This is a genomic window from Pseudomonas sp. GM55 (genome assembly GCF_000282395.1).
GTDB lineage: Bacteria > Pseudomonadota > Gammaproteobacteria > Pseudomonadales > Pseudomonadaceae > Aquipseudomonas > Aquipseudomonas fluorescens_CC.
The window spans coordinates 1-25350 of record NZ_AKJJ01000141.1 but is presented as its reverse complement, the minus strand read 5'-3'; the positions used below and the strand labels follow the sequence as shown (position 1 = coordinate 25350).

Sequence of the window (25350 nt, the reverse complement as noted above, 5' to 3'; positions counted from 1 at the left end):
GCGCGAACTCAGCTTATGGCTTGGTAAAAAGGCTTTCTTCGGCCTGCACCAAAGCAAAGCGTGGCACCTGTTCACCGTCAACTTCGACGGACTCCAGGAACATGCTCAAGGGACGCACCCAAAAGCCGTAATCGCCATACAGGGCTTGGTAGAAGACCACTTCTTCTTCGGTTTCCGAATGCCGCGCAACACTGAATACGCGGTACTGCGGACCTTTGTAATGTTGGTAGAGCCCAGGTTGTATCGGCATGCTTTGGCCCTCACTCAAATTTTTTCAAATAAAAAACAAAATAAACCCGGAAAAACAAAAACCGGGGCACTTGGCCCCGGCTTCCATCAACGAGACGCTTAAACGCGTTCGAAGACGGTGGAGATGCCTTGGCCGAGACCAATGCACATGGTGGCCACCCCGAAGGTGCCGCCATTCTGCTTCATCACATTGAGCAAAGTGCCGGAGATACGCGCACCGGAGCAACCAAACGGGTGGCCCAGGGCGATGGCGCCACCGTGCAGGTTAACCTTCTCGTTCATCTTGTCGAGCACTTTCAGATCTTTCAGCACTGGCAGGGCCTGTGCGGCGAAAGCTTCGTTGAGCTCGAAGAAGTCGATGTCGGAGATACCCAGACCCGCGCGCTTCAATGCTTTTTGTGTGGCCGGTACTGGACCATAGCCCATGATTGCCGGATCCACACCCGCCACTGCCATCGAGCGAATCACCGCCAGAGGCTGGATACCCAGGTCCTGTGCGCGCTGCGCCGACATCACGATCATGCACGAAGCACCATCGGTGATCTGCGACGAAGTACCGGCAGTCACGGTACCACCCTTCGGATTGAACGCCGGCTTCAGAGCCGCCAGGCTTTCCAGGGTGGTTTCCGGACGAATGGTTTCGTCGTAGTCGAAGGTTTTCAGGAAACCGTTCTCGTCGTAGCCCTGCATCGGGATGATTTCGTCTTTGAACTTGCCTTCCACGGTCGCCTTGTGGGCGAGTTGGTGGGAGCGCACGCCGAAAGCGTCCTGTTGCTCGCGAGTGATGCCGTGCATCTTGCCCAGCATTTCCGCGGTCAGGCCCATCATGCCCGAGGCTTTTGCCGCGTACAGCGACATGTGCGGGTTCGGATCGACACCGTGCATCATGCTCACGTGACCCATATGCTCGACGCCGCCAACCACGAAAACGTCACCGTTGCCGGTCATGATCGCTTGCGCAGCCGTGTGCAGAGCGCTCATCGACGAGCCGCACAGGCGGCTGACGGTCTGGCCGGCCGACGTGTGCGGGATCTGGGTCATCAGCGACGCCATGCGCGCGATGTTCCAGCCCTGCTCCAGGGTCTGGTTCACACAGCCCCAGATCACGTCTTCGACTTCGTTCGGGTCGACCTTGACGTTACGTTCCAGCAATTTGCTGATCAGGTGCGCCGACATGTCTTCGGCGCGGGTGTTGCGGTGCATGCCGCCCTTGGAGCGGCCCATCGGAGTACGACCGAAGTCGACAATCACGACGTCTCTAGGATTCAAGCTCATAAGTTCACTCTCACTCTAGTTGGGGGCGCTTAACCGAAGAAGCTCTGGCCGTTCTTGGCCATTTCACGCAGCTTCGCGGTCGGGTGGTACAGCGCGCCCAAATCAGCGTACTGGTCAGCCAGGGCAACGAACTCTGCCACACCGATCGAGTCGATGTAGCGCAGCGCACCGCCACGGAATGGAGGGAAACCAATACCGTAGACCAGGCCCATGTCGGCTTCGGCAGCGGTTTCGACGATGCCGTCTTCCAGGCAACGCACGGTTTCCAGGCACAGCGGGATCATCATCCAGTTGATGATGTCTTCATCAGTGACTTCGCGTTGCTCGTAAACGATCGGCTTGAGCACTTCCAGCACCGACGGATCGGCCACTTTCTTTTGCTTGCCCTTCTTGTCGGTCTCGTAGGCGTAGAAGCCCTTGCCGTTCTTCTGGCCCAGGCGCTTGGCTTCGTAGAGCACGTCAACGGCCGAGCGACGGTCATCCTTCATGCGGTCCGGGAAGCCCTCGGCCATCACGTCACGACCGTGGTGGCCGGTGTCGATGCCGACCACGTCCATCAGGTAGGCCGGGCCCATTGGCCAGCCGAACTTTTCCATGATCTTGTCGATACGGACGAAGTCCACACCGGCGCTGACCAGCTTGGCGAAACCGCCGAAGTACGGGAACAGCACGCGGTTGACCAGGAAGCCCGGGCAGTCATTGACGACAATCGGGTTCTTGCCCATTTTCTTGGCGTAGGCAACGGTCGTCGCAACGGCCAGCTCACTGGACTTCTCGCCACGAATCACTTCCACCAGCGGCATCATGTGCACCGGGTTGAAGAAGTGCATGCCGACGAAGTTTTCCGGACGCTTGAGGGCTTTGGCCAGCAAGGTGATGGAAATGGTCGAGGTGTTCGAGGCGAGGATAGTGTCCTCTTTGACCTGGTCTTCGACTTCGGCCAGAACGGCTTGCTTGACTTTCGGGTTCTCGACGACCGCTTCAACCACCAGGTCTACGTGACCGAAATCACCGTAGGACAGGGTCGGACGAATGCCGTTGAGCACTTCAGCCATTTTCGCGGCGGTCATGCGGCCTTTATCAACGCGACCTACCAGCAGTTTGGCGGCTTCGGCCAGACCCTGCTCGATACCGTGCTCGTTGATGTCCTTCATCAGGATCGGCGTACCTTTGGACGCCGACTGATAGGCGATACCGCCACCCATGATGCCGGCGCCCAGTACGGCAGCCTGCTTCACGTCCTTGGCGATTTCGTCGTAGGCCTTGGCCTTTTTCTTCAGCTCCTGATCGTTCAGGAACAGACCGATCAAGCTCTGCGCGGCAGAGGTCTTGGCCAGCTTGACGAAACCGGCGGCCTCGACTTCCAGCGCCTTGTCACGACCGAAGTTCGCGGCTTTCTGGATGGTCTTGATCGCTTCGACCGGCGCCGGATAGTTCGGGCCCGCCTGGCCGGCCACGAAACCTTTGGCGGTTTCGAAAGCCATCATTTGTTCGATCGCGTTCAGCTTGAGCTTTTCCAGCTTCGGCTGGCGCTTGGCCTTGTAGTCGAACTCGCCGGAGATGGCGCGCTTGATCAGTTCCAGCGCGGCGTCCTGCAGCTGCTCTGGAGCAACCACTGCGTCGACAGCGCCAACTTTCAGCGCGTCCTCAGGACGATTTTCCTTGCCGGCGGCAATCCACTCGATGGCGTTGTCGGCACCGATCAGGCGCGGCAAACGCACAGTACCGCCGAAGCCCGGGTAGATGCCCAGCTTGACTTCCGGCAGACCGATCTTGGCCTTGGTGGACATGACGCGGTAGTCCGCCGCCAGGCACATTTCCAGACCACCACCCAGCGCGATGCCGTTGATCGCGGCGACGGTCGGGACGTTGAGGTCTTCGAAATCGCTGAAAATCCTGTTGGCTTCGAGGTTGCCAGCAACAAGTTCTGCATCCGGCAGCTTGAAGTTGTCGACAAATTCGGTGATGTCGGCTCCGACGATGAACACGTCCTTGCCACTGCTGACGATCACACCCTTGATCGAAGCATCTGCCTTGATGGTGTCTACGGCCTGACGCAGTTCGTTCAGGGTTAGACGGTTGAACTTGTTGACGGACTCACCCTTGAGGTCGAACTTCAGTTCGACGATGCCACTTTCAAGAGCCTTAACCGTGATGGCTTTACCTTCGTAAATCATCAACTGATCTCCACGATATGGAAGCTGAACAGTACACGTCGGACGCAGGCGAATGGCTGGCAGGGACGTCAATCGTCAATGCTACGCCTATCCACCCGGCACACCCGCCAACGCGATAGTCGGGATTCTGTAGGAGCGATCTGAAAACAAACGCTCAATTCATACGCCCGTTTGATTTGGGTACGCCACCTTCACGGAATTTCCGCCAATTGTCAATCGCCCAGAATGCGGGTTGAAAAGCGACTTTGCGGTCATTTCTGCAAGACGAAGGCCTGCAACACGCGGCTGCATGTGGAGACATTCATAAGATCAATCATTAGAAAAGTCGCCCTAATTCGCTGCAGCCCGTATTTAACGAGCTACGCTGGCGGAACCAAGGGAAAAAGTTGAACGCTTTGGCGAATGCCCAGCGTAAGATCAGCCCACACCGTTTTTACCGGCCTGCCTGGCCAACTCCAGCCCGATGATGAATGTCGGGCTTTTTATTGCCTGCGAAAAACACCTGTAGGAGCGAGCTTGCTCGCGATGAACCTGAGAGCACCACGGGGTGTCAGGTTTCCCACGTCATCGTTGACGACCATCGCGAGCGAGCTCGCTCCTACACAGGGGGTCGGGTTTCAGGCGAGGGCTTTGAGCGTCGCATCGATTTGTTGCAAAACAGTCGCCTCACCCTTCTCGCCCCAGTACAACGTGATCATTTGCTTGTCCGCCTCGACTTTGTAGACGTTGGCCGGCAATTTTTCGAAATGATCGAGCAGCGCCCTGTCCTCACAGGCTTCCTGCCACTGATTCACCCACAGACCCGGTGATTTTTGCCAATAGCTCCAGCACGCCGGCTGATTGCCGCGGCGCGGACGATGGTACTGGGCGCACGGGCTTGGCGGCTCCTGGCTCAGCCAGTGCGGCCATTCCTGCGGCGCCAGTTGCATGGCCAGGCCGATGCGCCGGGCCTCCATCCGCAGACCGATACGCCCACTCTGGGCACGTGAGGGGCGCAACCATGCCAGCGGGCTGAGTACCACCAGCAGGATTGACACCACTATCCAGACCGTCATATCTGTACTCCCGAATTTGAATGAGCCCATTGTGTCACTTTGGAACCAATGCGCTCGAAACCAGCCATACTTACCAATATTGCAATCCTCAGGAGGAGCACCTCATGCCCTACAACCATATTCTGGTCGCTGTAGATCTGACCGAAGAGTGCGACCCTGTGATCCACCGCGCTCGCGAGCTGTCGGTGAGCAACGGTGCGAAATTGTCGCTGGTGCACATTGTCGAGCCGATGGCGATGGCCTTCGGCGGCGACGTGCCGATGGACCTGTCACAACTGCAACAGCAGCAATTCGATCAGGCCAAGGAGCGCCTCGACCGGTTGATCAACAAGTATCCTGAACTCTCAAAAGAGTACAGCCACCTGACCTATGGCCAACCACGCCAGGAAATCCATCATATGGCCAAGGAACAGGAGTGCGACCTGATCGTCGTAGGCAGTCATGGCCGCCACGGCCTGGCGCTGCTGCTGGGCTCCACCGCCAATGACGTGCTGCATGGCGCGCCTTGCGATGTGCTTGCGGTGCGCCTGCAAAACAAAAGCTGACAACACGCCCCTGTAGGAGCGAGCCTGCTCGCGATGAACCTGAGAGCGCCACGGGGTATCAGGTTCCCCGTGTCATCGTTGACGACCATCGTCGGAACGCCGCCCGGAGCAAGCTCGCTCCTACAGTGGGATTGCATTCCTTATGAAAAGCCCGGCTTTCACGTGTGTGAAGCCGGGCTCTTTTATTGGCTATGTCTGCATTAGTGGTTGAAAATGCTGTTTTGCCCCTAAAGCCACGGTGATAGCCATGTCGGTGTGGGTTGTCCGGCATGTCATCCTGCTTCTTTTCGTCACGGCTGAAGATACGAATATTCAGCAATATCCGTATCAAGAAAACGTTTAAGCACGGCATTACCAAAGGAGCCAGCGCCACCTGTAATCAATAGACGCTTATTTGCAAAACTCATCTCAGTAAAAACCCCTACAATGCCAATACCCTTCCCGTCCAAATTCGTAAGTTACACGCGACGGTAGTTTTGATAGGGTTGCGCTCTCCTTATGGAGAACCTTCAAGCTCGGATCATAATAAAGCTTTCCGTCAGCGGAATGAACCTGCCGAGTCAAGTAGGCTTCCTCACCATAGAGGAAGTGCGGGAAATCCAAGCGCGAAAACCTACGCAGAAATGCGGGAAGCAAAATATAACAAGCGCCTATGCCCAGATGAAGATAACCAGGAGGGGATGACTCAACTCTTTTCTTGCCCCCACCCAAGCGATGCAGGCCTCGCTGGACCCACTTTAGAACGCACGCCAGATAATAATGCGCAAAATACAAATCCAATCTTAATCTCGCAATTCTTCCCAACGGCGTTAACACATGGGGATTCTGATGAACACCATCAACCGTTATCACATCCGGACACACCACAAAAACATCATCAGGGTAGCGAGCACACAAGAATTTTTCACAAAATTCGCGCGCAAACACCAGATCGTTATTGCACAATACAACTATATCTTCACGCTCAAAGAATTCACTCTCGAAAAAACAGTTGAACGCACCAAAATACCCAAGATTGCGCTCAGGCCGCAATATTTTTACAAATGGAAATTCAACCACCAGCGAGTCAATTCTTTCCTGGGCCTCCAACCGATCCGAGTTATCAACAAGAACACAGACAAGGCGAGAACCACCAGACACGATTTCCGCCAATGACTGACAAAAATCAAACGTATCTTGATAGTTATTATATACCACACCAACAAACGCGAACCTAGGAGTCACAAGCAGCACCTCATAAATTAGTCACATCTGAATCTCGAGATTTTCTCAATACAATAGAATGCCGCATAGACATCCTAAAGAGCAAAATCAACACGACACTAATAGCCGCTGAAACTGGAACCGAAATCCAAGTGAAAGAACTTACAACATAACTCTGGTAGATCACACCAACCATATATATGAAAGTCACAATGGCAGTAACAGCGAATCTCTTACACAACAAAAAATAGAACGACAGGTTAGCTACAAGCCCAGCCAGGACTGCAAACAAGAGGGAACCAAAAAGCCCAAAATCAACAATCAAACCACGAAAAGCCGTATATATATTAGTAGCCAGCACACCGTCAATTACAAAAAACTCATCATAAACACCCATTGGCACAGGACGCGCATCCCCAAGCGCACGAAAAAAGCCCATAAACGTATAGAACCCTACTTGCAACTCCGACTGGTCATAGCCTCGAAACAGCGCCCCCCCAAAGTACCTATCAGAAAACCAGTCCGAAAAAGCAAAGAAATGCCCCGACGAATATGAAGCCAGATAATACCGCAATATATCCACATCGGATCCAAATCGAGCAACGAACGATGCGACAACCAACCCAAATAACACCAACACTCCCAGCAATACAGGTACAAGCGGTACTTGAGGTAGCCGAAAATCATTTGCAAAAATTCTAGTAACTAGCCAAGCACCAATAAATAAGGCAGCGGACAAGAACAGAAGCCCCTTAGCGCTTTGCAACAACATAACAAGCACCGAGGGAATAAAAGCAAGAAGCAAAACAATAATTTTACGACTTTTCCGAGAGGCCCCTCCAAACACAAGACCACCAAAAACCACAACTTGAAAACTTGCAAGCAACGCCAGCTTTTGAAAAATATTTTCGTTAAGCTCACCCGCATAACGCCGACTAGCATACTCTCCCCCACTTGAAAGAGCATCTAAGCTCACCGCGAACCCCTGCGCGTTAAGATCAAGAAGGTGAAACATCACAGCAAGAACTAACAACAACAGAAAAAAATAAATAAGCGACTTGTGCGAGAATATCTCCCCCAAAAAAACCTTAAACTTATTCTGATCAACCACCACACTCCATCGCATGCCAAAGGCACTCAAAGAAAAACAAAAAACAAAAAACACAATATATAATGCTGCAGCAGGATTAAAACCAACACCAAAGCCAACCAGTAACGGCACAGCAACATATACGACCCACGCCATTGCCAACAACGATGCTGGGTTAAACCAAATCCCTGTCTTACGCCACGCAGCAAAAAAAATGGCTCCTAGGCACAGTAACGAAAAAAGCCCAACAAGCCCGGGTATAATCACATCCATTCTAAGCGCCTCTCCTCAGCGTCAGCAAAATCAACATAAACAGAAAGGCCTCACCAAAAATATACGCTACAGCAGCCCCTAACTCGGAAAAAAACGAGATTAAAATCGCAGAGAGCGTGACCGTCACGAACCCCGTAGCCGCGACAATTTTTGCGTAAGCTCGCTCCTTCCCAAGCGTACTCAAAGCCATTGTACCGCAAATATAATTAGCCACCCCAAACAAAACCGACCCAATCATGACTCCAATGAGAGCCATAACCTCAGTGGAGAGCGGAAGAACCCCCCAGAATCGCAACATGCCTGCAAACAGAAAAAAGAGAAATATCACGATAGATGATACAAAAAGCTGAACCCTTACACTCTTCCAAAGCACAGTAAAAACACTCAACTCAGCACCCGGGCAAGACAAATCAACTACGGTACGGACCGCATATAACTGACTCAATGGAAAAGTAAGTGCCTGAATCATACGAACGTATTTCTCAGCAATTGCATATGCAGAAACCGCCAACGGACCGACCGACATTATAGACAAGAGCAAGGTATTGCTAGCACGATACAACAGCACAGAAACACTTGCGACAAATAGCGCCCGCCCCTTGAATAGCAACTCAACGGATCGCTTGAATAATTTTAGCGGCGAACAAAACCCGACATTCGACGCAATATAGAAAAACGAAATAAAACCTGATATCAAATAACTTACGGAAATAAACCCCGATACAAAAATTTTATCAGACGCACTATCAACAAAAATCACTCCCAATACACATGAGAACAACCGAGGAATAACCACAAACACCGCCAATGGTTTATTCTTCCCAAGCGCCTGATAATAGTAAGACGATTGCAACACACCTCCCAAAGGAAATAAAAGCCAAATTAGCGCAAGCTCAAGAAACGACGGAAACAAAAAAACCACAAATCCAATCAATACGATCGAAATCCCACTCAACATAATTAAGCGAGCATACAAAATTGAATAATACACCTCAGCTTCTTCGACCCGTCCTTTACCTTTCGATTCAATTACCTGCTTCAAACCACTGATATCAAAACTATACAAAGCGAAGGTCAAGACAATAAACGCGACAGCCTCCATAGTCACTACGCCGGCAAACTTTTCCGCCCCTATCACACTCAAAAAATAAGGGAACAAGAACAATGGCAGAAGAGCATTCCCTCCTTGAATAGCTGCCAATGAAGTTAAGTTAATCAAATTATCAATATTTTTTTGCAAATGCACATACCCTTTCAGAATCATTCACTGCTTTACCTTTGCGCGCAATGCATAAAAAACCAATAAAAAAACTACCTAACTTTGCAGCAACCCTGGAGGCCCGAGCCTCGCCCCGAATTATCGGAACACTCAAAAACCCAAAGATAACCCGCATTTTTTGCAGCATTGGCGTTGCGAGTGATCTGGCGAATAAACGCAGAGCCAATAGAGCCGGCACCGTCGGTGACAAGAATTCTCATTTAGTCTACGAGCTCTGGATACTTAAAATTTAATTCGTTTACCGAGTTACGCCTGCGGCTAACCCGCCCCGCCAACCCGACGCTTAACCTATAATGCGAAATTTGACTAACACTCTTGACCTTTGCCATAGAACACCCGCCCAACACGTTCGATGTGTTCGAGCAGGCCCGGATTACCCAACTGCCGGTAGAGCGACAGGTCGAACTTGTACGGGAGCAGCAGGTCGTCAGGGTCACCATACAGGTTCAACAATTCTTGATCACTCAGCTCACCCTTTAAGGTCAGATCGATATCCGATCCGGGCCTGAAGGTGTCCTTGGCTCGCGAGCCATAAAGGACGGCCTGCGCCAAGCCTGGGTAACGCTCAAACACCTGGCAGATGGCATGGATGGCAGCTACCGGTAATCCGCTGTCCGGCAGGCTATTCATGCTTTTTTGTGCGACTCTGGCAAGCAGTACCTTTTCCAGTGCCATCAGCAAGGCATGGTGCTGCAGGCGGATGTTCCCGAGGATAGCTTCTGCCGTTTCTTCGTTGTAGGCATGCGACGTTCTATTGCGATCGGCCAGCATGCTCATCCAGCCTTGACCCTCTTCAATGAGCCCCTTGCTGAATGCTTCCCGGATAGTATCCCGTGAGCCGGTAATGCCTTCGATACCCTGCCATATCAGGAAATCCTTCAAGGCATTCCAAGCCAGCCCGTAAGTGTACTCGAAGGCCTGGATACCCCCCTTGCTTCTCCAGCCTGGAGAGTTCTCGAACCTGCATCAAGGCAACAGCCTCGCCCAACTGCGCAAAGGCTTTGCAGAAGTTGGGCAAGCGTTGTTCCCAGCGGATAGCTTCAGCATTCAAGGTCATCTTTAACCAGAGACAAGGGAATCGATTAGCTTAGGCTTGGCTGACGACGCTTCACCCTCATACCACGGATCAGAGCAATAAACACGCCTAACATACCGCCAAGAACAACACCAAGAGCTATTATCAGCGTCTTTTTAGACTTGATTGGGGCTTCAGGGGCTTCGGCAGTATTATCCAAGGTGAAAACCGTAACGTTATCTGGACTCACACTAACCTTGGAGAGAAAATCCAATTGATTTTCAAAATCACGTAGACCGGCTATAAATGGATCGTCATTCGTACGGCTTTGCAATACTGTCAGTTCGGCGCGAATGGCTTTGGCACCACGCATATATATCAAGTTACCATCAACGAACTGCTCCAACTCACCATCCGACGATGTTCTACTGGCTTTGACCTGTGGCGCTTGCACACCCACTTTATCCGCAACGATCAAAGCCTCATTCAGGCGAGCGATGCGGTCCTCGCGAAGCTTTTTGGCATTCTCACGTAACACCTCAATTCGACTCTTGATCGACTTGACTCGCGTACTGATTTCAGTCGCGACCGTATCAGCCATATCTTGCCGGGTCTTGTTCGCCGCCCGCTCAACATACAAATTCGCCCACTCTGCCGCCCTGCTCGAGACTGCAGACTGCACTGCCACTTCGAATCGATCGGGGTTATTTTTAGCATCTGGATTGCTGACGACTAGCTTCCTATTGAGAGCTTCCCGAAGCTGATCTTTCGTTTCTGGAGCACCCTCAGCTACCTGCGCAGGAAGATAGACTTGCTCAAAAAAACTATTGCGCTGATATTCTGAGCGAAGGTTTCGGGTGAAAATAGAGTATATTTTTTCCACAGTAAATTCTGGAAGCCCGGCCTCAGCTCGACCCAGATTATAACCTGCGATATCTGCCAAGCGCGGCGGCAACAAACTGGTTTTTGCCTCGTAGACTGGCGCGGACAAAAAGGTATAACTAGCGGCTAGGACTGTGACTATCAGTGTAACAAGAGCGATCAGGAGCTTTTGCTTCCAGAGTTGCTCAAGCAACTCAACTAAGTCAATCTCATCTGAGGGTATGTTGCTGCTAGCAGGTGGAATCTGACTCACTGAAACTCCGGACTAATAAAAAAATTAATATCGGCAGCTCAGCAATGGGATGAGAATGGGGATGGGGACTAAAAAATCCGCTCGCAACCCTTTGATTCTTTGGCCTAGATAACAGCCTCTCCTTCAGACGCTCCAAAGAAGAGAATCCTCACTGCCGGAACGAGCTACAAACTCAGCGCGATATTCTCTCAGTATGTGAACTATTACAAGGCCTGACAGGCTGCAGGATGCGTAAAACCGTCCTTACCGACAGACCCTACGCCCTACCATTCCTCCTCATTCACCCGATCGCGCAACGCCTTTCCCGGCTTGAAATGCGGCACAAATTTACCATCCAGGCGCACGGAAATGCAGGGGGAAGCTGCCAAAGCCACGGATTTCGATACGATCACCGGTCGATAGCGCCTGCGACAACTGCTCGAACATGGTCTTGATGGCCAGCTCGACATCCTTCGGCGACAGCAGCCCTTGGTACGTAACGATCCGCTCGATCAACAAGCTGGCGCCATGTGCTCCAGGAGCGCAATCACCTCCTCTTGCTGCGCGGCCTGCGTCAGGCTCGCCTTTACGCGCCCACACTGCTCCCGACTTAGCGGCGACAACCCCTCCAGCCAGCCGCGAAACTCGACCGATTTCATGGCGACCTCCCGTGAAGACTCACCATGAAATTCAGGCCGCTATTGGCCATTAAACCACTAGCGCAGACATAGCCTTTTTATTGCCGGATCAATCAGGCATCCAGCTCGGCCCAACGCTCAACCATGATGTCGAGCTCAGCCTGCAACTGCTCCAGCTGAGCAATCACCGCAGCCGTTTCGGCAGCAGGACGCTGATAGAAGCCCGCATCCGCCATCTGTGCTTCAACGGCGGCAATCTGCTGCTCCATGGCTTCGATCTGCCCCGGCAACGCTTCCAGCTCGCGCTGCAACTTGTAGCTGAGCTTTTTCTTCGCCACTGGCGCTTCGACGGCTGCCGCCACCGGCGCAGGCTCGGCCTTCACCACGGCGGAGTTCAGGTCGGCCTTGCCAGACTTGCTCTCGGTCACGCCCAGCAGGCGCGGCGAGCCGCCCTGGCGCAGCCAGTCCTGGTATCCACCGACGTACTCGCGCACCTTGCCTTCGCCTTCGAAAACCAGGGTACTGGTGACCACGTTATCGAGGAATGCCCGGTCGTGGCTGACCATCAGTACGGTGCCGTTGAAGGTCAGCAGGACCTCTTCGAGCAATTCGAGGGTTTCGACGTCGAGGTCGTTGGTCGGTTCGTCGAGTACCAGCAGGTTCGCCGGCTTGCTGAACAGCTTGGCCAGCAACAGACGGGCACGCTCACCACCGGACAGCGCCTTGACTGGCGTGCGCGCACGCTGCGGGCTGAACAGGAAGTCGCCGAGGTAGCTCAGCACATGGCGGCTCTGGCCGTCGATATCGATGAAGTCGCGACCTTCGGCGACGTTGTCGATCACGGTTTTTTCCAGGTCCAGCTGATGGCGCAACTGGTCGAAGTAGGCGACATCGATCCGGGTGCCCTCTTCCACTTTGCCGCTGGTCGGCTGCAAACCGCTGAGCATCAGCTTCAGCAGGGTGGTCTTGCCGGTACCGTTGGCGCCCAGCAGACCGATACGGTCGCCACGCTGCAACACCATGGAGAAGTCCTTGATCAGGAACGGACCGTCCGGGTGAGCGAAGCTCACGTTATCGAGGACCATCACCTGCTTGCCGGACTTGTCGGCGGTTTCCAGCTGGATGTTGGCCTTGCCGGTACGCTCACGACGCTCGCTGCGCTCGACACGCAAGGCTTTGAGCGCACGTACGCGGCCTTCGTTACGGGTGCGGCGGGCCTTGATGCCCTGGCGAATCCACACTTCTTCCTGGGCCAGGCGCTTGTCGAACAACGCATTGGCGGTTTCTTCGGCCGCCAGTGCGGCTTCCTTGTGCACGAGGAAACTGGCGTAGTCGCCGTTCCAGTCGATCAGGCCGCCGCGATCCAGTTCGAGGATGCGGGTTGCCAGGTTCTGCAGAAAAGAACGGTCGTGCGTGATGAACAGCACGGCGCCCTGGAAGTCCTTCAGCGCTTCTTCAAGCCAGGCGATGGCACCGATGTCCAGGTGGTTGGTCGGTTCGTCGAGCAGCAGCAGGTCCGGCTCGGACACCAGGGCCTGGGCCAGCAGGACGCGACGACGCCAGCCGCCGGACAACTCGGCGAGAGTCTTGTCGGCCGGCAGTTGCAGACGGCTCAAGGTGCTGTCGACGAGGGTCTGCAAGCGCCAGCCATCGCGGGCTTCGAGGTCGTGCTGGACGTGCATCAGTTTGTCCAGGTCAGCATCGGTGACGATGTTCTGGCTCAGGTGGTGATACTCGGCGAGCAACGCACCGACACCATCAAGGCCTTCGGCCACCACGTCGAACACTGTCCGCTCGTCGGCCACCGGCAATTCTTGCGGCAATTCGCCGATCTTGAGCCCGGGTGCGCGCCAAACGGAGCCGTCATCGGGCTTCTGGTCGCCCTTGACGAGCTTCATCATGCTGGACTTGCCAGTGCCGTTGCGGCCGATGATGCACACCCGCTCACCACGGGCGATCTGCCAGGACACCTTGTCCAACAACGGCATAGCGCCGAAAGCAAGGGACACATCGCTGAATTTGAGCAGGGTCATGAGCTTCTCCAAAAACCGGGCGCGCATTCTACCTGACTTGAGGCTTCAGAAGGCCGGCAATTTCACTCTCGTCGTACTCTGAACGACAAATGTTGCGAACTGATGCGGGATCACCCGCAAAGCTTTCGCCGGCTGCTGGCAAAAGGCTAAGCTACAGACAATTCAGTGCGGGCCCGGCCCGCACTTGTCATGATTTCTCTGCCCGGACGTCTCATGCGCAGTCGCCTCTTCAGACTTTTATCCTGCTTTCTTCTCTCTGCCGCTGCCGTTCAATCCGCCCAGGCGGTGGACCTTTCCACCCAACGCCAGTATTACGATGAAGCCAAACGCGCCCTGGCCAAGGGCGATAGCGGCCCGTACTTCCGTTACAGTCGGGCCCTCGCCGATTATCCACTGGAACCGTACCTGGCTTACGACGAGCTGACAGCGCGCCTGAAAACCGCGAGCAACGCCGAAATCGAGAAATTCCTCGCCGAACACGGTGACCTGCCCCAGGCCAACTGGATGAAACTGCGCTGGTTGCGCTGGCTGGCGGAGCGGGACGACTGGGCGACCTTCGTCAGGTATTACGACCCCAAGATGAACTTCACCGAACTGGACTGCCTGAATGCGCAGTACCAGATCAGCCATAACCTCAAATCCGAAGGTTATGCCAACACTGAAAAGCTCTGGTTGACCGGCAAATCCCAACCCGAAGCCTGCGATACCGTGTTCGGCATGTGGGCCGCGGATGGCCAATTGACCGAGCAAAAACGCTGGGAGCGCGCCAAACTCGCCGCCCAGGCGCGCAACTACCCGCTGGCCAACAGCCTGGTCAACAGCATGACCACCCTCGCCCCTCGCGGCCGCTTGCTGGTAGACGTCGCGCAGAAACCGGAACTGCTCAACCAGCCGTCACGCTTCACCCCGGCCGATGAAGCCATGTCCGACGTGGTCAGCCTCGGCCTGCGCCGTCTGGCCCGCCAGGACCCGGACAAGGCCATGGACCTGCTCGATGGTTACGCCAGCAGCATGCACTTCTCCCGGGATGAAAAAGTGGCGATCGCCCGGGAAATCGGCCTGACCCTCGCACGACGCTTCGACAGCCGTGCACTGGATGTCATGACCAAATACGACCCCGAACTGCGCGACAACACGGTTTCCGAATGGCGCCTGCGCCTGCTCCTGCGCCTGGCGCGCTGGGACGATGCCTATCAGTTGACCCGCCGCCTGCCCCAGGACCTGGCCACCACCAACCGCTGGCGCTACTGGCAGGCCCGTAGCCTGGAACTGGCGCAACCGCAGAATCCGGAAGCACAGACGCTCTATAAAAGCCTGGCCCGCGAACGCGACTTCTACGGTTTCCTCGCCGCCGATCGCTCACAGTCACCCTACTCGCTGCTGAACAAACCGCTGGTGCTCAGCCAGGCCACCATCAACAAGGTGAGAAACACGCCCGGTGTGCGTCGCGCCCTGGAGCTGCACGCCCGCGGGCAGGTCGTCGATGGTCGCCGCGAGTGGTATTACGTCAGCCGTCATTTCAGCCGCGACGAAATGGTCGCCCAAGCCAAACTGGCCTACGACCTGAAATGGTACTTCCCGGCGATCCGCACCATCAGTCAGGCGCAGTATTGGGATGACCTGGATATCCGCTTTCCGATGGCTCACCGCAACACCCTGGTGCGTGAAGCGAAGAACCGTGGCCTGCATCCGAGCTGGGCGTTCGCCATCACCCGCCAGGAAAGCGCATTCATGGACGACGCCCGCTCCGGTGTCGGCGCCTCGGGCCTGATGCAACTGATGCCCGCCACCGCCAAGGAAACCGCACGCAAGTTCAGCATTCCGTATAGCTCGCCACAGCAATTGTTCGATCCGGACAAGAACATCCAGCTCGGCGCCGCTTACCTGAGCCAGGTGCACAGCCAGTTCAACGGCAACCGCGTCCTCGCCTCCGCCGCCTACAACGCCGGCCCCGGCCGCGTACGCCAATGGCTGCGCGGTGCCGACCACCTGAGTTTCGACGTGTGGGTGGAAAGCATCCCGTTCGACGAAACCCGCCAGTACGTGCAAAACGTATTGTCGTATTCGGTGATCTACGGCCAGAAGCTCAATTCGCCACAACCGATCGTGGATTGGCATGAGCGGTTTTTCGATGATCAATGATTCTGTAGGAGCCGGCTTGCCGGCGAAGGCGGCGACTCATTCAGCATAGAGTTGCCTGACACTCCCCTTCGCTGGCAAGCCAGCTCCTACGGTTCAGCGACGACCTTGTCGTCGCTGAACTGCAACGCCGCCAACCGCGCATACAATGCATTGCTGGCAATCAGTTCCTGATGCGTCCCCACCGCCACCAGCTTCCCCTGATCCATCACCGCGATTCGATCGGCGTTTTTCACCGTGGCCAGACGATGGGCAATCACCAGGGTGGTACGGTTTTTCATCAGGCTCGGCAATGCCTGCTGGATCAGATGTTCGCTCTGGGCGTCGAGGGCGCTGGTGGCTTCGTCGAGGAGCAGGATCGGGGCATCCACCAGCAATGCGCGGGCGATGGCCAGGCGTTGGCGCTGGCCGCCGGACAAGCCGAGCCCCCCATCCCCCAGATGCGTCCGGTAACCGTTGGGCATGGCTTCGATAAAGTCATGGGCGTAAGCGATTTTTGCCGCTTCCTGTACCTCGGCCGAAGTCGCCTTCGGATTGCCATAGCGAAGGTTTTCTTCAATGCTGCCGAAAAACAGCGCCGGGGTTTGTGACACCAGGGCGAAGCAGCGGCGCAGATCCAGTGGATCGAGTTGAGTCAACGGCACGCCATCAAGCAGGATGCGTCCCTCGGCCGGGTCGTAAAAGCGCAGCAGCAAGTCATACACCGTCGACTTGCCGGCCCCTGATGGCCCGACCAGCGCCAACGTCTCACCGGCATTCACGGTCAGGTTCAAGCCGTCGACAGCATAACTTTCCGGCCGCGACGGGTAGGAAAAACGCACATTTTGCAATTGCAGGTGGCCGTCGACCCGTTCCGGCAGTGTCACCGCGCCTGAGACCGGCGGCAGAATGATGTTTTCCGAGCGCAACAGCTCGGCAATCCGTTCGGCCGCACCGGCCGCCCGCTGCAATTCGCCGATCACCTCGCTCAAGGTGCCGAACGCACTGCCGACGATCAGGCTGTAGAACACGAACGCCGCCAGCTCGCCGGCGGATATTCGCCCGGCGATGACGTCCATGCCGCCAACCCAGAGCATCACCCCGACCGCGCCCAATACCAGAACGATCACCAGGGTAATCAGCCACGCCCGCTGGAAGATACGCTTGCGCGCAGTGTTGAACGCCTCCTCCACCGTCACGGCAAACCGTCCCTCATCCTGGGCCTGATGGTTATAGGCCTGCACGGTCTTGATCTGGCCAAGGGTTTCCGACACATAACTGCCGATATCGGCAATCCGGTCCTGACTCAGGCGTGAAAGGTTACGCACCCGACGTCCGAAGATCAGGATCGGTGCGATCACCAGGGGCAAGGCCACCACCACGATGCTGGTGAGCTTGGGGTTGGTGATGAACAACAGGACGATCCCGCCGATCACCATCAACAGATTGCGCAAGAACAACGACAGCGAAGAACCGATGACCGACTGCAGCAGCGTGGTGTCGGCGGTCAGGCGGGACTGGATTTCGGAACTGCGATTGTCTTCGTAAAACCCGGGGTGCAGATAAATCAGATGATTGAACACCTGACGCCGGATGTCGGCGACGCAGCGCTCGCCGATCCACGACACCAGGTAAAACCGTACAAACGTACCGATCGCCAGCCCCAGGACCAGCAACATGAACAGAGTGATGGATTGATTGAGCAGATGCGGTGACTGGGTCATGAACCCCTTGTCCACCAGCAGGCGAATGCCCTGTCCCATGGACAAGGTGATGCCAGCGGTGACGATCAACGCCAGCAAGGCGCCGAAGGCCTGCCAGCGATAGGGCGCGATGAAACGACTGGCCAGGCGAAAGGCACGGCGGTGACGGGCAGAGAGCATCGCATTCATCCAGAACAAAGCAGTCATTAGGGTCAGCCTACACCGCTCAATGGGGTGGCTCGCTGCAAATCACAATGAGTCAGGTTAATTATGTCCTCCAACACTAGAGGCTAGACGCTATTGGTCTAAAGTTCGGCTAGCCACGTCGTGGCATTTCTGGTGGACTGGTTGTGCCCCCCCGGAAAGATCGCAGGGAGTTGTCATAGCCCGGTCACCTGGCGGCTCTACAGTAAGCAAACAACCTGATGAGGAGACAGGCCATGTCCTTGCAACACCGCAGCGATGACAAGATTCAAGTGATCCGCACACAACCAGACCAGTCTCTGGGTTGCTCGATTATTGACGAGCAAGGTCGCGAAGTACCGATCACTGAAAAGATGATCCAGAAAGCGTGCAGCGAACTGGAAAAGCGATTGGTCAAGCCTGCCGAACAAAAGTGATATAGCCACCGTCTTCTTGACCCGGCCCATTGTTGGCCGGGTTTTTTATTGCCGGTAAAAAAGCAATTCCCCCCTCTCTGTAGGAGCGAGCTTGCTCGCGATGAACCTGAGAGCGCCACGGGGTGTCAGGCTGCCCACGTCATCGTTGACGACCATCGCGAGCATGCTCGCTCCTACAGGGGATTTGTGGCGCATGAAGATCCCGTGTGGGAGCGAGCCTGCTCGCGAAGGGGCCATATCAGACTGCCGTCGCCCCCAACGCCGCCACAATCCTCTGCAACTCCGCCGAGTCACCCTCGATCCGCACCTGCAACCCGTCGATCTCACGGCGCGAAGGATAATTTTTGCGCAGCACATCAAACGCCGCACGCTGCTCGCTGACACTGCCGACCAGGCTGCGACGGAAATCCGCATCGTCACGACGCGGGTCATACACGCCACGGCACAGCATCGCCAACGCCCAGGCCGGGTCGCTTTGCGCATTCAGGGTCACGTGCGACAGCCAGGGTGCCGGCAGCAAATCGCTCAGGCTGACGCGGGCCGGTTGCCCGAGGAAATCGCAATACGCCTGATAGATCTGCGCGGTCCCTCGCTGCTTGCCATCGAGGCTGTAACCGGCAATGTGCGGCGTTGCCAGCACGCACAGCTCGGCCAGCGCCACGTCGACTTCAGGCTCGCCTTCCCAGACATCGAGCACCGCTTGCAGGTCTTCGCGCTCCAGCAGCACATCGCGCAGTGCCGCGTTATTGACCACCGGTCCGCGACTGGCATTGATCAGCCAGGTACCGGGCTTGAGCTGGTTCAGACGTTTTTCGTCAAACAAATGCCAGGTCGACTGCTGGCCCTGCTTAGTCAACGGTGTGTGCAGACTGATGACGTCGCAGGCCTCGATGATTTGCTCGAGGCTGACGTAGTCACCCCCTTCAGCCGCTTGCCGTGGTGGATCGCACACCAGCACCTTCCAGCCCAGGCCTTGCAGGACCTTGACCAGCCGTCCGCCCACTTCGCCGGCACCGACCACACCGTAGGTACGTCGGGTCAGGTCGGCGCCTTCGATTTCGGCCAGGGTCAGCAAGCTGCCGAGCACATAGTCGACCACGCCGCGGGCATTGCAGCCCGGTGCGCTGGACCAGGTGATACCGGCCTGCTGAAAATAATCCAGGTCCAGATGATCGGTGCCGATGGTGCACGTACCGACAAAGCGCACCTTGCTGCCTTCGAGCAGCGCGCGGTTGACGTTGGTCACCGAACGCACCAGCAGCACATCGGCTTGCTCGACCGTGGCACGGTCGATGGCGCGACCCGGCATCCGGCGGATTTCACCGAAGCCTTCAAAGAAAGCATCGAGCAGGGGGATATTTTCGTCGGCAACAATCAGCATGGCAGGCTCCTTTGGCGGGTTGGCAGTGTAGGCGCAGAATTCATCTCTGTGTAGGAGCGAGCACGCTCGCGATGGATGTGAGGGCACCGCGTTCATTCAGGCAGCCCTCGTTATCGTTAACGCCCATCGCGAGCATGCTCGCTCCTACACAGGGAGAGCGGTGCGATTACAAATACCCAACACAGTCTTTTCCTGACCGATGCGTCAACGCGTAGAATGCGCGGCCCTGCGCATCAAAACCTCTGGACGCTTCGCTTGTGAATTCCGTGACTGACACTACCGCCGCCCCACGCACGACCCCGGTTCGCCTGGAACTCAAGGGCCTGCTCGGCCTGGCCCTGCCCATCATGATCGCGCAACTGGCCACCACGGCCATGGGCTTCGTCGATGCAGTGATGGCCGGCCGCGTCAGCCCACGGGACCTGGCCTCCGTGGCCCTGGGCAACTCGATCTGGATTCCGGTCTACCTGTTGATGTCCGGCGTCCTGCTGGCGACCACACCCAAGGTCGCACAACGCTTTGGCGCCAGGCAGTTTGACGAGATCGGGCCACTGGTGCGCCAGGCGCTGTGGCTCGCACTCTGTGTCGGGTTGATCGGCAGTGGTCTGCTGCTCAGCGCCGAGCCGATCCTGCACTGGATGAAAGTCGATCCGCAATTGATCGAGCCGAGCATGGGTTACCTGCACGGTATCGCCTTCGGCTTGCCGGGCATGGCTTTTTATTACGTACTGCGCTGCTACAGCGATGGTATGGGGCGGACCCGTCCGAGCATGGTCATTGGCTTGTGCGGCCTGCTGTTAAACATTCCGCTGAACTATGCGTTGATCTATGGCCACTTCGGTGCACCCGCCCTGGGCGGCGTCGGTTGCGGCTGGGCCAGCGGCATTGTGATGTGGTTCATGGCGTTGAGCATGGCCGGCTGGACGTTCTGGGCCCCCTTCTATGCCCGTACCCGTGTGCTGGTACGCTTCGACCGTCCGCAATGGGCCGTGATCAAGCGCCTGGTCGGGATTGGCCTGCCGATCGGTATCGCGGTCTTCGCCGAGTCCAGCATCTTCGCGGTCATCGCCCTGTTGATCGGCAGTCTCGGCTCTACCGTGGTGGCCGGGCATCAAATCGCTCTCAATATCAGCTCGTTGCTGTTCATGATTCCTTACTCGCTGGGCATGGCGGTAACGGTGCGGGTGGGTCAGGCACTGGGGGCCGGCAATCCCTGGCAGGCGCGCTTCGCGGCGAAGGTCGGGCTCGGCGCAGCACTGGTGTTCGCGGCGTTCTCGGCGAGCCTGATCCTGCTTCTGCGCGAACCCATCGCCTCGATCTACACGCCTGACAGGAACGTGATCCAGATTGCGTCGATGTTGATTGTCTATGCCGCGCTGTATCAGTTTTCCGATGCCATCCAGGTGATTTGCGCGGGCGCGTTGCGTGGCTACCAGGACACCCGGGTGACGATGATCCTGACCTTGTTCGCCTATTGGGGCATCGGCCTGCCGGTCGGTTACGTGCTGGGGCTGACCGACCGGTTCGGTCCGGCCAGCGGCCCGAGCGGGCTGTGGGAAGGGCTGATTGCCGGCTTGAGCTGTGCGGCGCTGATGCTGTCGATCCGCCTGACGCTCAGTGCGCGCAAACGGATTCGTAACAACCAGGGTTGATCGCCGCAATCCTGTAGGAGCTTGCTCGCGAAAGCGGTGGGTCATTCAAGTTTGATAGTGACTGATAGACCGCCTTCGCTGGCAAGCCAGCTCCTACAGGAGGGGGGGCTGATCAGCCGGACTTTTTGCGAATCCAGTAGAGGTAGGTGCCCTCCTCCTCGTGCTGCGCCACCAGTTCGTGGTCGAGAAACACACAGAACTTGGGAATGTCGCGACGGGTCGACGGGTCGGTGGCGATCACCTTGAGCAGGCCGCCGGGCACCAGGTCACGAATGTGCTGGTGCAGCATCATCACCGGCTCGGGGCAGTTGAGGCCGGTGGCGTCGAGGGTGCCGTCTACCGGCGTATCAAGCATTTCACTCATGATTCACTCCTGAAACTGGCCGGCATTGTCGCGCATTGCCGGGGCCTGCGTCATCTTTGACTCGCACTGCCCTTTGTAGGAGCTGGCTTGCCAGCGAAAGCGTCCGCAAGTTGGGTGCATGACGAAAGGGACCCTTCGCTGGCAAGCCAGCTCCTACAGATTAACGGGACTTGGGTTTCTTCACGTCCAGCCGACGCAAATGGCACGTCACTTCCTCGCGGTCGTGGTACAGCTGCTTGCAGCCAATTTCGACCTTGATGCCCCGTGCCTTGAAGCCATCGGCGATACGCTCCAGCAACCGTTTCACTTCGGCATAACGCTGTTTCATCGGCAGCTTGAGGTTGACCACTGCCTCGCGGCAATGGCCGTCACCGATCCACTCTTCCAGCATTGCGGCGTTGCGCGCCGGCTTCTCGACGATGTCGCAAACCATCCAGTCCACCGGCTGCTTGGGCTTGAAGGTGAAACCGTCAGCCATCAGATGCTGCACCAGACCGGTGTCCATCAGGCTTTCGGCCATCGGGCCGTTGTCGATGGCGGTCACCAGCATGCCGCGGTTGACCAGTTGCCAGGTCCAGCCACCGGGAGCGGCTCCCAAGTCGACGCCGGTCATGTCGCTGTGCAGGCGCTCGTCCCACTGGTCGCGCGGGATGAAGTGGTGCCAGGCCTCTTCCAGCTTCAGGGTCGAGCGGCTCGGCGCCTCCCGTGGAAACTTCAAGCGGGGAATGCCCATCGGCCACATGGCCGAGTTGTTCGACTCGGCCAGGCCCATGAACACTTCACGGCCGCTTTTGAAGGTCAGCAGCAGACGCGGCTTGTGCGCGTCCTCCACCAGTTTGCCGGCGGCCATCAGCGCCTTGCGCAGGTGCACTTCGAATTTCTTGCAGAAGTTCGACAGTTCCTTGCCGTCGTTGGTGTCGACCATTTCCAGCCACAGGCTGCCGCACAGCGGAAAGTCCGCCATATGATCGAGGATCACGCTGATGCGGTCGGTTTCCGGCAGATCGATGAAAATCCCCCGGGCCCACTGACGCGGGAAAATCAGCTCGGCGAAACGCTGCCCGCGCATCAGGCGCTCGGCGCCGTCTTCTTCGGTGCAGACGAATTCGGCGCAAGCCGTGGCGGCCTTGGCCTTGGCATAACCGGCCACGTTCAGCCGTGCGGCAAGGTCGGAAATCTCGGAACAGACTTCACCTTCGAAGCCCGGCCGGCAATGCATGAATAGGGTGTTCATTAATACTCCTGGACCCTGTAGGAGCGAGCTTGCTCCGGGCGGCGTTCCGACGATGGACTCAAGGGCGGCGCGTTTATTCAGGAAACACGCGTTATCGTTAACGTCCATCGCGAGCAGGCTCGCTCCTACAAAGAGAGACCGCTTGCGCTAAAGCAAAGCCTGTCACGAAAACCGGCGCATGATAGCCGAGATCGGGAGCTGGAGCTTGTCGATAGAGTCAGGTTATTAGCCAGCTACTGAAAACAGGGCTAGGTTTAATGCTCTGCCCGTCCCCTCAGTCCGTAGCCGTGCGGACTTCAAGGAGTGATTGCAATGCCGTCCCTCGATAGCCTGAAGACTTTGAAAACCCTGCAAGTTGGCAACAAGACCTACCACTACTTCAGCCTGCCCGCTGCCGCCAGGAGCCTGGGCGAGCTGGACAAGTTGCCGATGTCGTTGAAGGTACTGCTGGAAAACCTGCTGCGCTGGGAGGACGAAAAAACCGTCACCGGCGCCGACCTCAAGGCACTGGCCGCGTGGCTCAAGGAGCGTCGCTCCGACCGCGAAATCCAGTTCCGCCCGGCGCGGGTGCTGATGCAAGACTTCACTGGCGTACCGGCGGTGGTCGACCTGGCCGCCATGCGCGCGGCGATGGCCAAGGCCGGCGGCAATCCGCAGCGGATCAACCCGCTGTCGCCGGTAGACCTGGTGATCGACCACTCGGTGATGGTCGACAAGTTCGCCAGCAGCAGCGCCTTCGAACAGAACGTCGACATCGAAATGCAGCGCAATGGCGAACGTTACGCCTTTCTGCGCTGGGGCCAGAGTGCCTTCGACAACTTCAGCGTAGTGCCGCCGGGCACCGGGATCTGCCACCAGGTGAACCTTGAATACCTCGGCCGCACGGTCTGGACCAAGGACGAGGGCGGCCACACCTATGCCTTCCCCGACACGTTGGTGGGCACCGATTCCCACACCACCATGATCAACGGCCTCGGCGTGCTCGGCTGGGGCGTCGGTGGTATCGAGGCGGAAGCGGCGATGCTCGGGCAACCGGTGTCGATGCTGATTCCGGAGGTGATCGGTTTCAAACTCACCGGCAAGCTCAAGGAAGGCATCACCGCCACCGACCTGGTGCTGACCGTCACCCAGATGCTGCGCAAGAAAGGCGTGGTGGGCAAATTCGTCGAGTTCTACGGCGACGGCCTCACCGACCTGCCGCTGGCCGACCGCGCGACCATCGCCAACATGGCCCCGGAATACGGCGCCACCTGCGGTTTCTTCCCGGTGGACGAGGTAACGCTGGAGTACCTGCGCCTGTCCGGTCGCCCCCTCGAAACGGTGCAACTGGTCGAGGCCTACAGCAAGGCTCAGGGCCTGTGGCGCCTGCCCGGCCAGGAACCGCTGTTCACCGACAGCCTGGCGCTGGACATGGGCAGCGTCGAAGCCAGCCTCGCGGGGCCGAAACGCCCGCAGGACCGGGTGTCGCTGCCGAATGTCGCCCAAGCCTTCAGTGACTTCATCGACCAGCAATTCAAACCCACCAGCAAGGAAGTAGGTCGTCTGGAAAGTGAAGGCGGTGGCGGCGTCGCCGTCGGCAACGCGGATCTGGCCGGTGAAGCGGATTACCACCACGAAGGCCAGACCTATCGCCTGAAAAACGGCGCGGTGGTGATTGCCGCCATCACCTCCTGCACCAACACCTCCAACCCGAGCGTGATGATGGCGGCCGGGCTGGTGGCGAAGAAAGCCGTGGAAAAAGGCCTGAAACGCAAGCCTTGGGTGAAGAGCTCGCTGGCACCGGGCTCGAAGGTGGTCACCGACTACTACAAGGCGGCCGGCCTGACCCAATACCTCGATGAATTGGGCTTCGCCTTGGTCGGCTATGGCTGCACCACCTGCATCGGCAACTCCGGGCCGCTGTCGGAGCCCATCGAAAAAGCCATCCAGCAAGCCGACCTGACCGTGGCTTCCGTGCTCTCAGGCAATCGCAACTTCGAAGGCCGGGTGCATCCATTGGTGAAAACCAACTGGCTGGCCTCGCCGCCGCTGGTGGTGGCCTATGCGCTGGCGGGCACGGTACGCACCGACCTCAGCCGCGAGCCGTTGGGCAATGACAAGGACGGCAAACCGGTTTACCTGCGGGACATCTGGCCAAGCAGCAAGGAAATCGCCGACGCGGTGAATCAGGTCAACACCGCGATGTTCCACAAGGAATACGCCGAAGTGTTCGCCGGTGACGCGCAATGGCAGGCGATTGAAGTCCCGCAAGCGGCGACTTATGTCTGGCAGGACGACTCGACCTACATCCAGCATCCACCGTTCTTCGACGACATCGGCGGCCCACCGCCAG

Annotated in this window: 20 protein-coding genes and 3 pseudogenes; 5 read left to right on the top strand and 18 right to left on the bottom strand. The window is 57.0% G+C overall.

Annotated features, from left to right (window positions below; all coding sequences use genetic code 11):
* Nucleotides 1-13: 13 nt before the first annotated feature.
* From PMI31_RS27415 to PMI31_RS27400, 4 genes are all read right to left on the bottom strand, one after another.
* Nucleotides 14-250, bottom strand: coding sequence for a DUF1653 domain-containing protein (locus tag PMI31_RS27415; RefSeq protein ID WP_007986363.1), 237 nt, complete (start codon nucleotides 248-250; stop codon nucleotides 14-16).
* A gap of 98 nt (nucleotides 251-348) precedes the next feature.
* Complete coding sequence (gene fadA, locus PMI31_RS27410) at nucleotides 349-1524, bottom strand: acetyl-CoA C-acyltransferase FadA (protein WP_008023006.1); 1176 nt, start codon at nucleotides 1522-1524, stop codon at nucleotides 349-351.
* Nucleotides 1525-1553: 29 nt separating this feature from the next.
* Nucleotides 1554-3701 carry a fatty acid oxidation complex subunit alpha FadB gene (fadB, locus tag PMI31_RS27405; RefSeq protein WP_008023001.1) on the bottom strand — a complete coding sequence of 716 codons (2148 nt, stop codon included), beginning with the start codon at nucleotides 3699-3701 and terminating at the stop codon, nucleotides 1554-1556.
* Between the two features lie 617 nt (nucleotides 3702-4318).
* Nucleotides 4319-4756 (bottom strand): hypothetical protein, encoded by a 438-nt coding sequence (locus PMI31_RS27400; protein ID WP_008022999.1) that lies wholly within the window; start codon nucleotides 4754-4756, stop codon nucleotides 4319-4321.
* 104 nt (nucleotides 4757-4860) lie between these two features.
* On the opposite strand from PMI31_RS27400, the gene PMI31_RS27395 reads away from it, so the two are divergent.
* Nucleotides 4861-5301: a universal stress protein gene (locus tag PMI31_RS27395; protein ID WP_008022997.1), complete on the top strand. Its 441-nt coding sequence runs from the start codon at nucleotides 4861-4863 to the stop codon at nucleotides 5299-5301.
* 268 nt (nucleotides 5302-5569) lie between these two features.
* Here the strand turns inward: PMI31_RS27395 and PMI31_RS31135 are convergent.
* From PMI31_RS31135 to PMI31_RS27350, 9 genes and pseudogenes are all read right to left on the bottom strand, one after another.
* A pseudogene (locus tag PMI31_RS31135) lies at nucleotides 5570-5708 on the bottom strand (polysaccharide biosynthesis protein); the annotation flags it as partial.
* Nucleotide 5709: 1 nt separating this feature from the next.
* The gene (locus PMI31_RS30435; RefSeq protein WP_008022996.1) at nucleotides 5710-6525 is read right to left on the bottom strand and encodes a glycosyltransferase family 2 protein; all 816 of its coding nucleotides are present in this window, start codon (nucleotides 6523-6525) and stop codon (nucleotides 5710-5712) included.
* Nucleotides 6526-6535: 10 nt separating this feature from the next.
* A complete protein-coding gene (locus PMI31_RS27380) occupies nucleotides 6536-7867 on the bottom strand; it encodes an O-antigen polymerase (protein ID WP_008022995.1) in 1332 nt (443 codons plus the stop codon).
* Between the two features lies 1 nt (nucleotide 7868).
* Nucleotides 7869-9131 (bottom strand): oligosaccharide flippase family protein, encoded by a 1263-nt coding sequence (locus PMI31_RS27375; protein ID WP_008022994.1) that lies wholly within the window; start codon nucleotides 9129-9131, stop codon nucleotides 7869-7871.
* Between the two features lie 321 nt (nucleotides 9132-9452).
* Nucleotides 9453-10028: a nucleotidyltransferase substrate binding protein gene (locus tag PMI31_RS31530; RefSeq protein WP_008022993.1), complete on the bottom strand. Its 576-nt coding sequence runs from the start codon at nucleotides 10026-10028 to the stop codon at nucleotides 9453-9455.
* Nucleotides 10029-10228: 200 nt separating this feature from the next.
* The gene (locus PMI31_RS27360; protein WP_008022992.1) at nucleotides 10229-11296 is read right to left on the bottom strand and encodes an LPS O-antigen chain length determinant protein WzzB; all 1068 of its coding nucleotides are present in this window, start codon (nucleotides 11294-11296) and stop codon (nucleotides 10229-10231) included.
* Nucleotides 11297-11559: 263 nt separating this feature from the next.
* Nucleotides 11560-11794: pseudogene (locus tag PMI31_RS27355) on the bottom strand (HU family DNA-binding protein).
* Nucleotides 11788-11934, bottom strand: a complete 147-nt coding sequence (locus PMI31_RS30895) for a hypothetical protein (protein ID WP_008022991.1) — start codon at nucleotides 11932-11934, stop codon at nucleotides 11788-11790. The pseudogene PMI31_RS27355 and the gene PMI31_RS30895 overlap by 7 nt, the downstream one beginning before the upstream one ends.
* Before the next feature lie 92 nt (nucleotides 11935-12026).
* Nucleotides 12027-13946 carry an ATP-binding cassette domain-containing protein gene (locus PMI31_RS27350; protein WP_008022990.1) on the bottom strand — a complete coding sequence of 640 codons (1920 nt, stop codon included), beginning with the start codon at nucleotides 13944-13946 and terminating at the stop codon, nucleotides 12027-12029.
* 213 nt (nucleotides 13947-14159) lie between these two features.
* Here PMI31_RS27350 and PMI31_RS27345 point away from each other — a divergent pair, with 213 nt between their 5' ends.
* Nucleotides 14160-16088, top strand: a complete 1929-nt coding sequence (locus PMI31_RS27345; RefSeq protein WP_008022989.1) for a transglycosylase SLT domain-containing protein — start codon at nucleotides 14160-14162, stop codon at nucleotides 16086-16088.
* Nucleotides 16089-16174: 86 nt separating this feature from the next.
* On the opposite strand, the gene PMI31_RS27340 is transcribed toward PMI31_RS27345, so the two are convergent.
* Entirely contained in the window at nucleotides 16175-17956 is a 1782-nt protein-coding gene (locus PMI31_RS27340; RefSeq protein WP_162130452.1) for an ABC transporter transmembrane domain-containing protein, read from the bottom strand.
* Between the two features lie 251 nt (nucleotides 17957-18207).
* Here PMI31_RS27340 and PMI31_RS27335 point away from each other — a divergent pair, with 251 nt between their 5' ends.
* The gene (locus PMI31_RS27335; RefSeq protein ID WP_008022987.1) at nucleotides 18208-18387 is read left to right on the top strand and encodes a PA1571 family protein; all 180 of its coding nucleotides are present in this window, start codon (nucleotides 18208-18210) and stop codon (nucleotides 18385-18387) included.
* Between the two features lie 78 nt (nucleotides 18388-18465).
* On the opposite strand, the pseudogene PMI31_RS31525 reads toward PMI31_RS27335, so the two are convergent.
* Both PMI31_RS31525 and pdxB read right to left on the bottom strand, forming a co-directional pair.
* Nucleotides 18466-18552, bottom strand: a pseudogene (locus tag PMI31_RS31525) (outer membrane lipoprotein carrier protein LolA); the annotation flags it as partial.
* A 73-nt stretch (nucleotides 18553-18625) separates the two neighbouring features.
* The gene (gene pdxB, locus PMI31_RS27330) at nucleotides 18626-19768 is read right to left on the bottom strand and encodes a 4-phosphoerythronate dehydrogenase PdxB (protein WP_008022985.1); all 1143 of its coding nucleotides are present in this window, start codon (nucleotides 19766-19768) and stop codon (nucleotides 18626-18628) included.
* Between the two features lie 257 nt (nucleotides 19769-20025).
* Here pdxB and PMI31_RS27325 point away from each other — a divergent pair, with 257 nt between their 5' ends.
* Entirely contained in the window at nucleotides 20026-21420 is a 1395-nt protein-coding gene (locus tag PMI31_RS27325; RefSeq protein ID WP_008022983.1) for an MATE family efflux transporter, read from the top strand.
* A 112-nt stretch (nucleotides 21421-21532) separates the two neighbouring features.
* On the opposite strand, the gene tusA is transcribed toward PMI31_RS27325, so the two are convergent.
* Together tusA and rlmM are read right to left on the bottom strand one after the other, a co-directional pair.
* Nucleotides 21533-21784, bottom strand: coding sequence for a sulfurtransferase TusA (gene tusA / locus PMI31_RS27320; RefSeq protein WP_007974070.1), 252 nt, complete (start codon nucleotides 21782-21784; stop codon nucleotides 21533-21535).
* A gap of 160 nt (nucleotides 21785-21944) precedes the next feature.
* The gene (gene rlmM / locus PMI31_RS27315; protein WP_008022982.1) at nucleotides 21945-23018 is read right to left on the bottom strand and encodes a 23S rRNA (cytidine(2498)-2'-O)-methyltransferase RlmM; all 1074 of its coding nucleotides are present in this window, start codon (nucleotides 23016-23018) and stop codon (nucleotides 21945-21947) included.
* 312 nt (nucleotides 23019-23330) lie between these two features.
* Here rlmM and acnA point away from each other — a divergent pair.
* The coding region (gene acnA / locus PMI31_RS27310) for an aconitate hydratase AcnA (RefSeq protein ID WP_008022981.1) at nucleotides 23331-25350 on the top strand (2020 nt) is incomplete at its 3' end.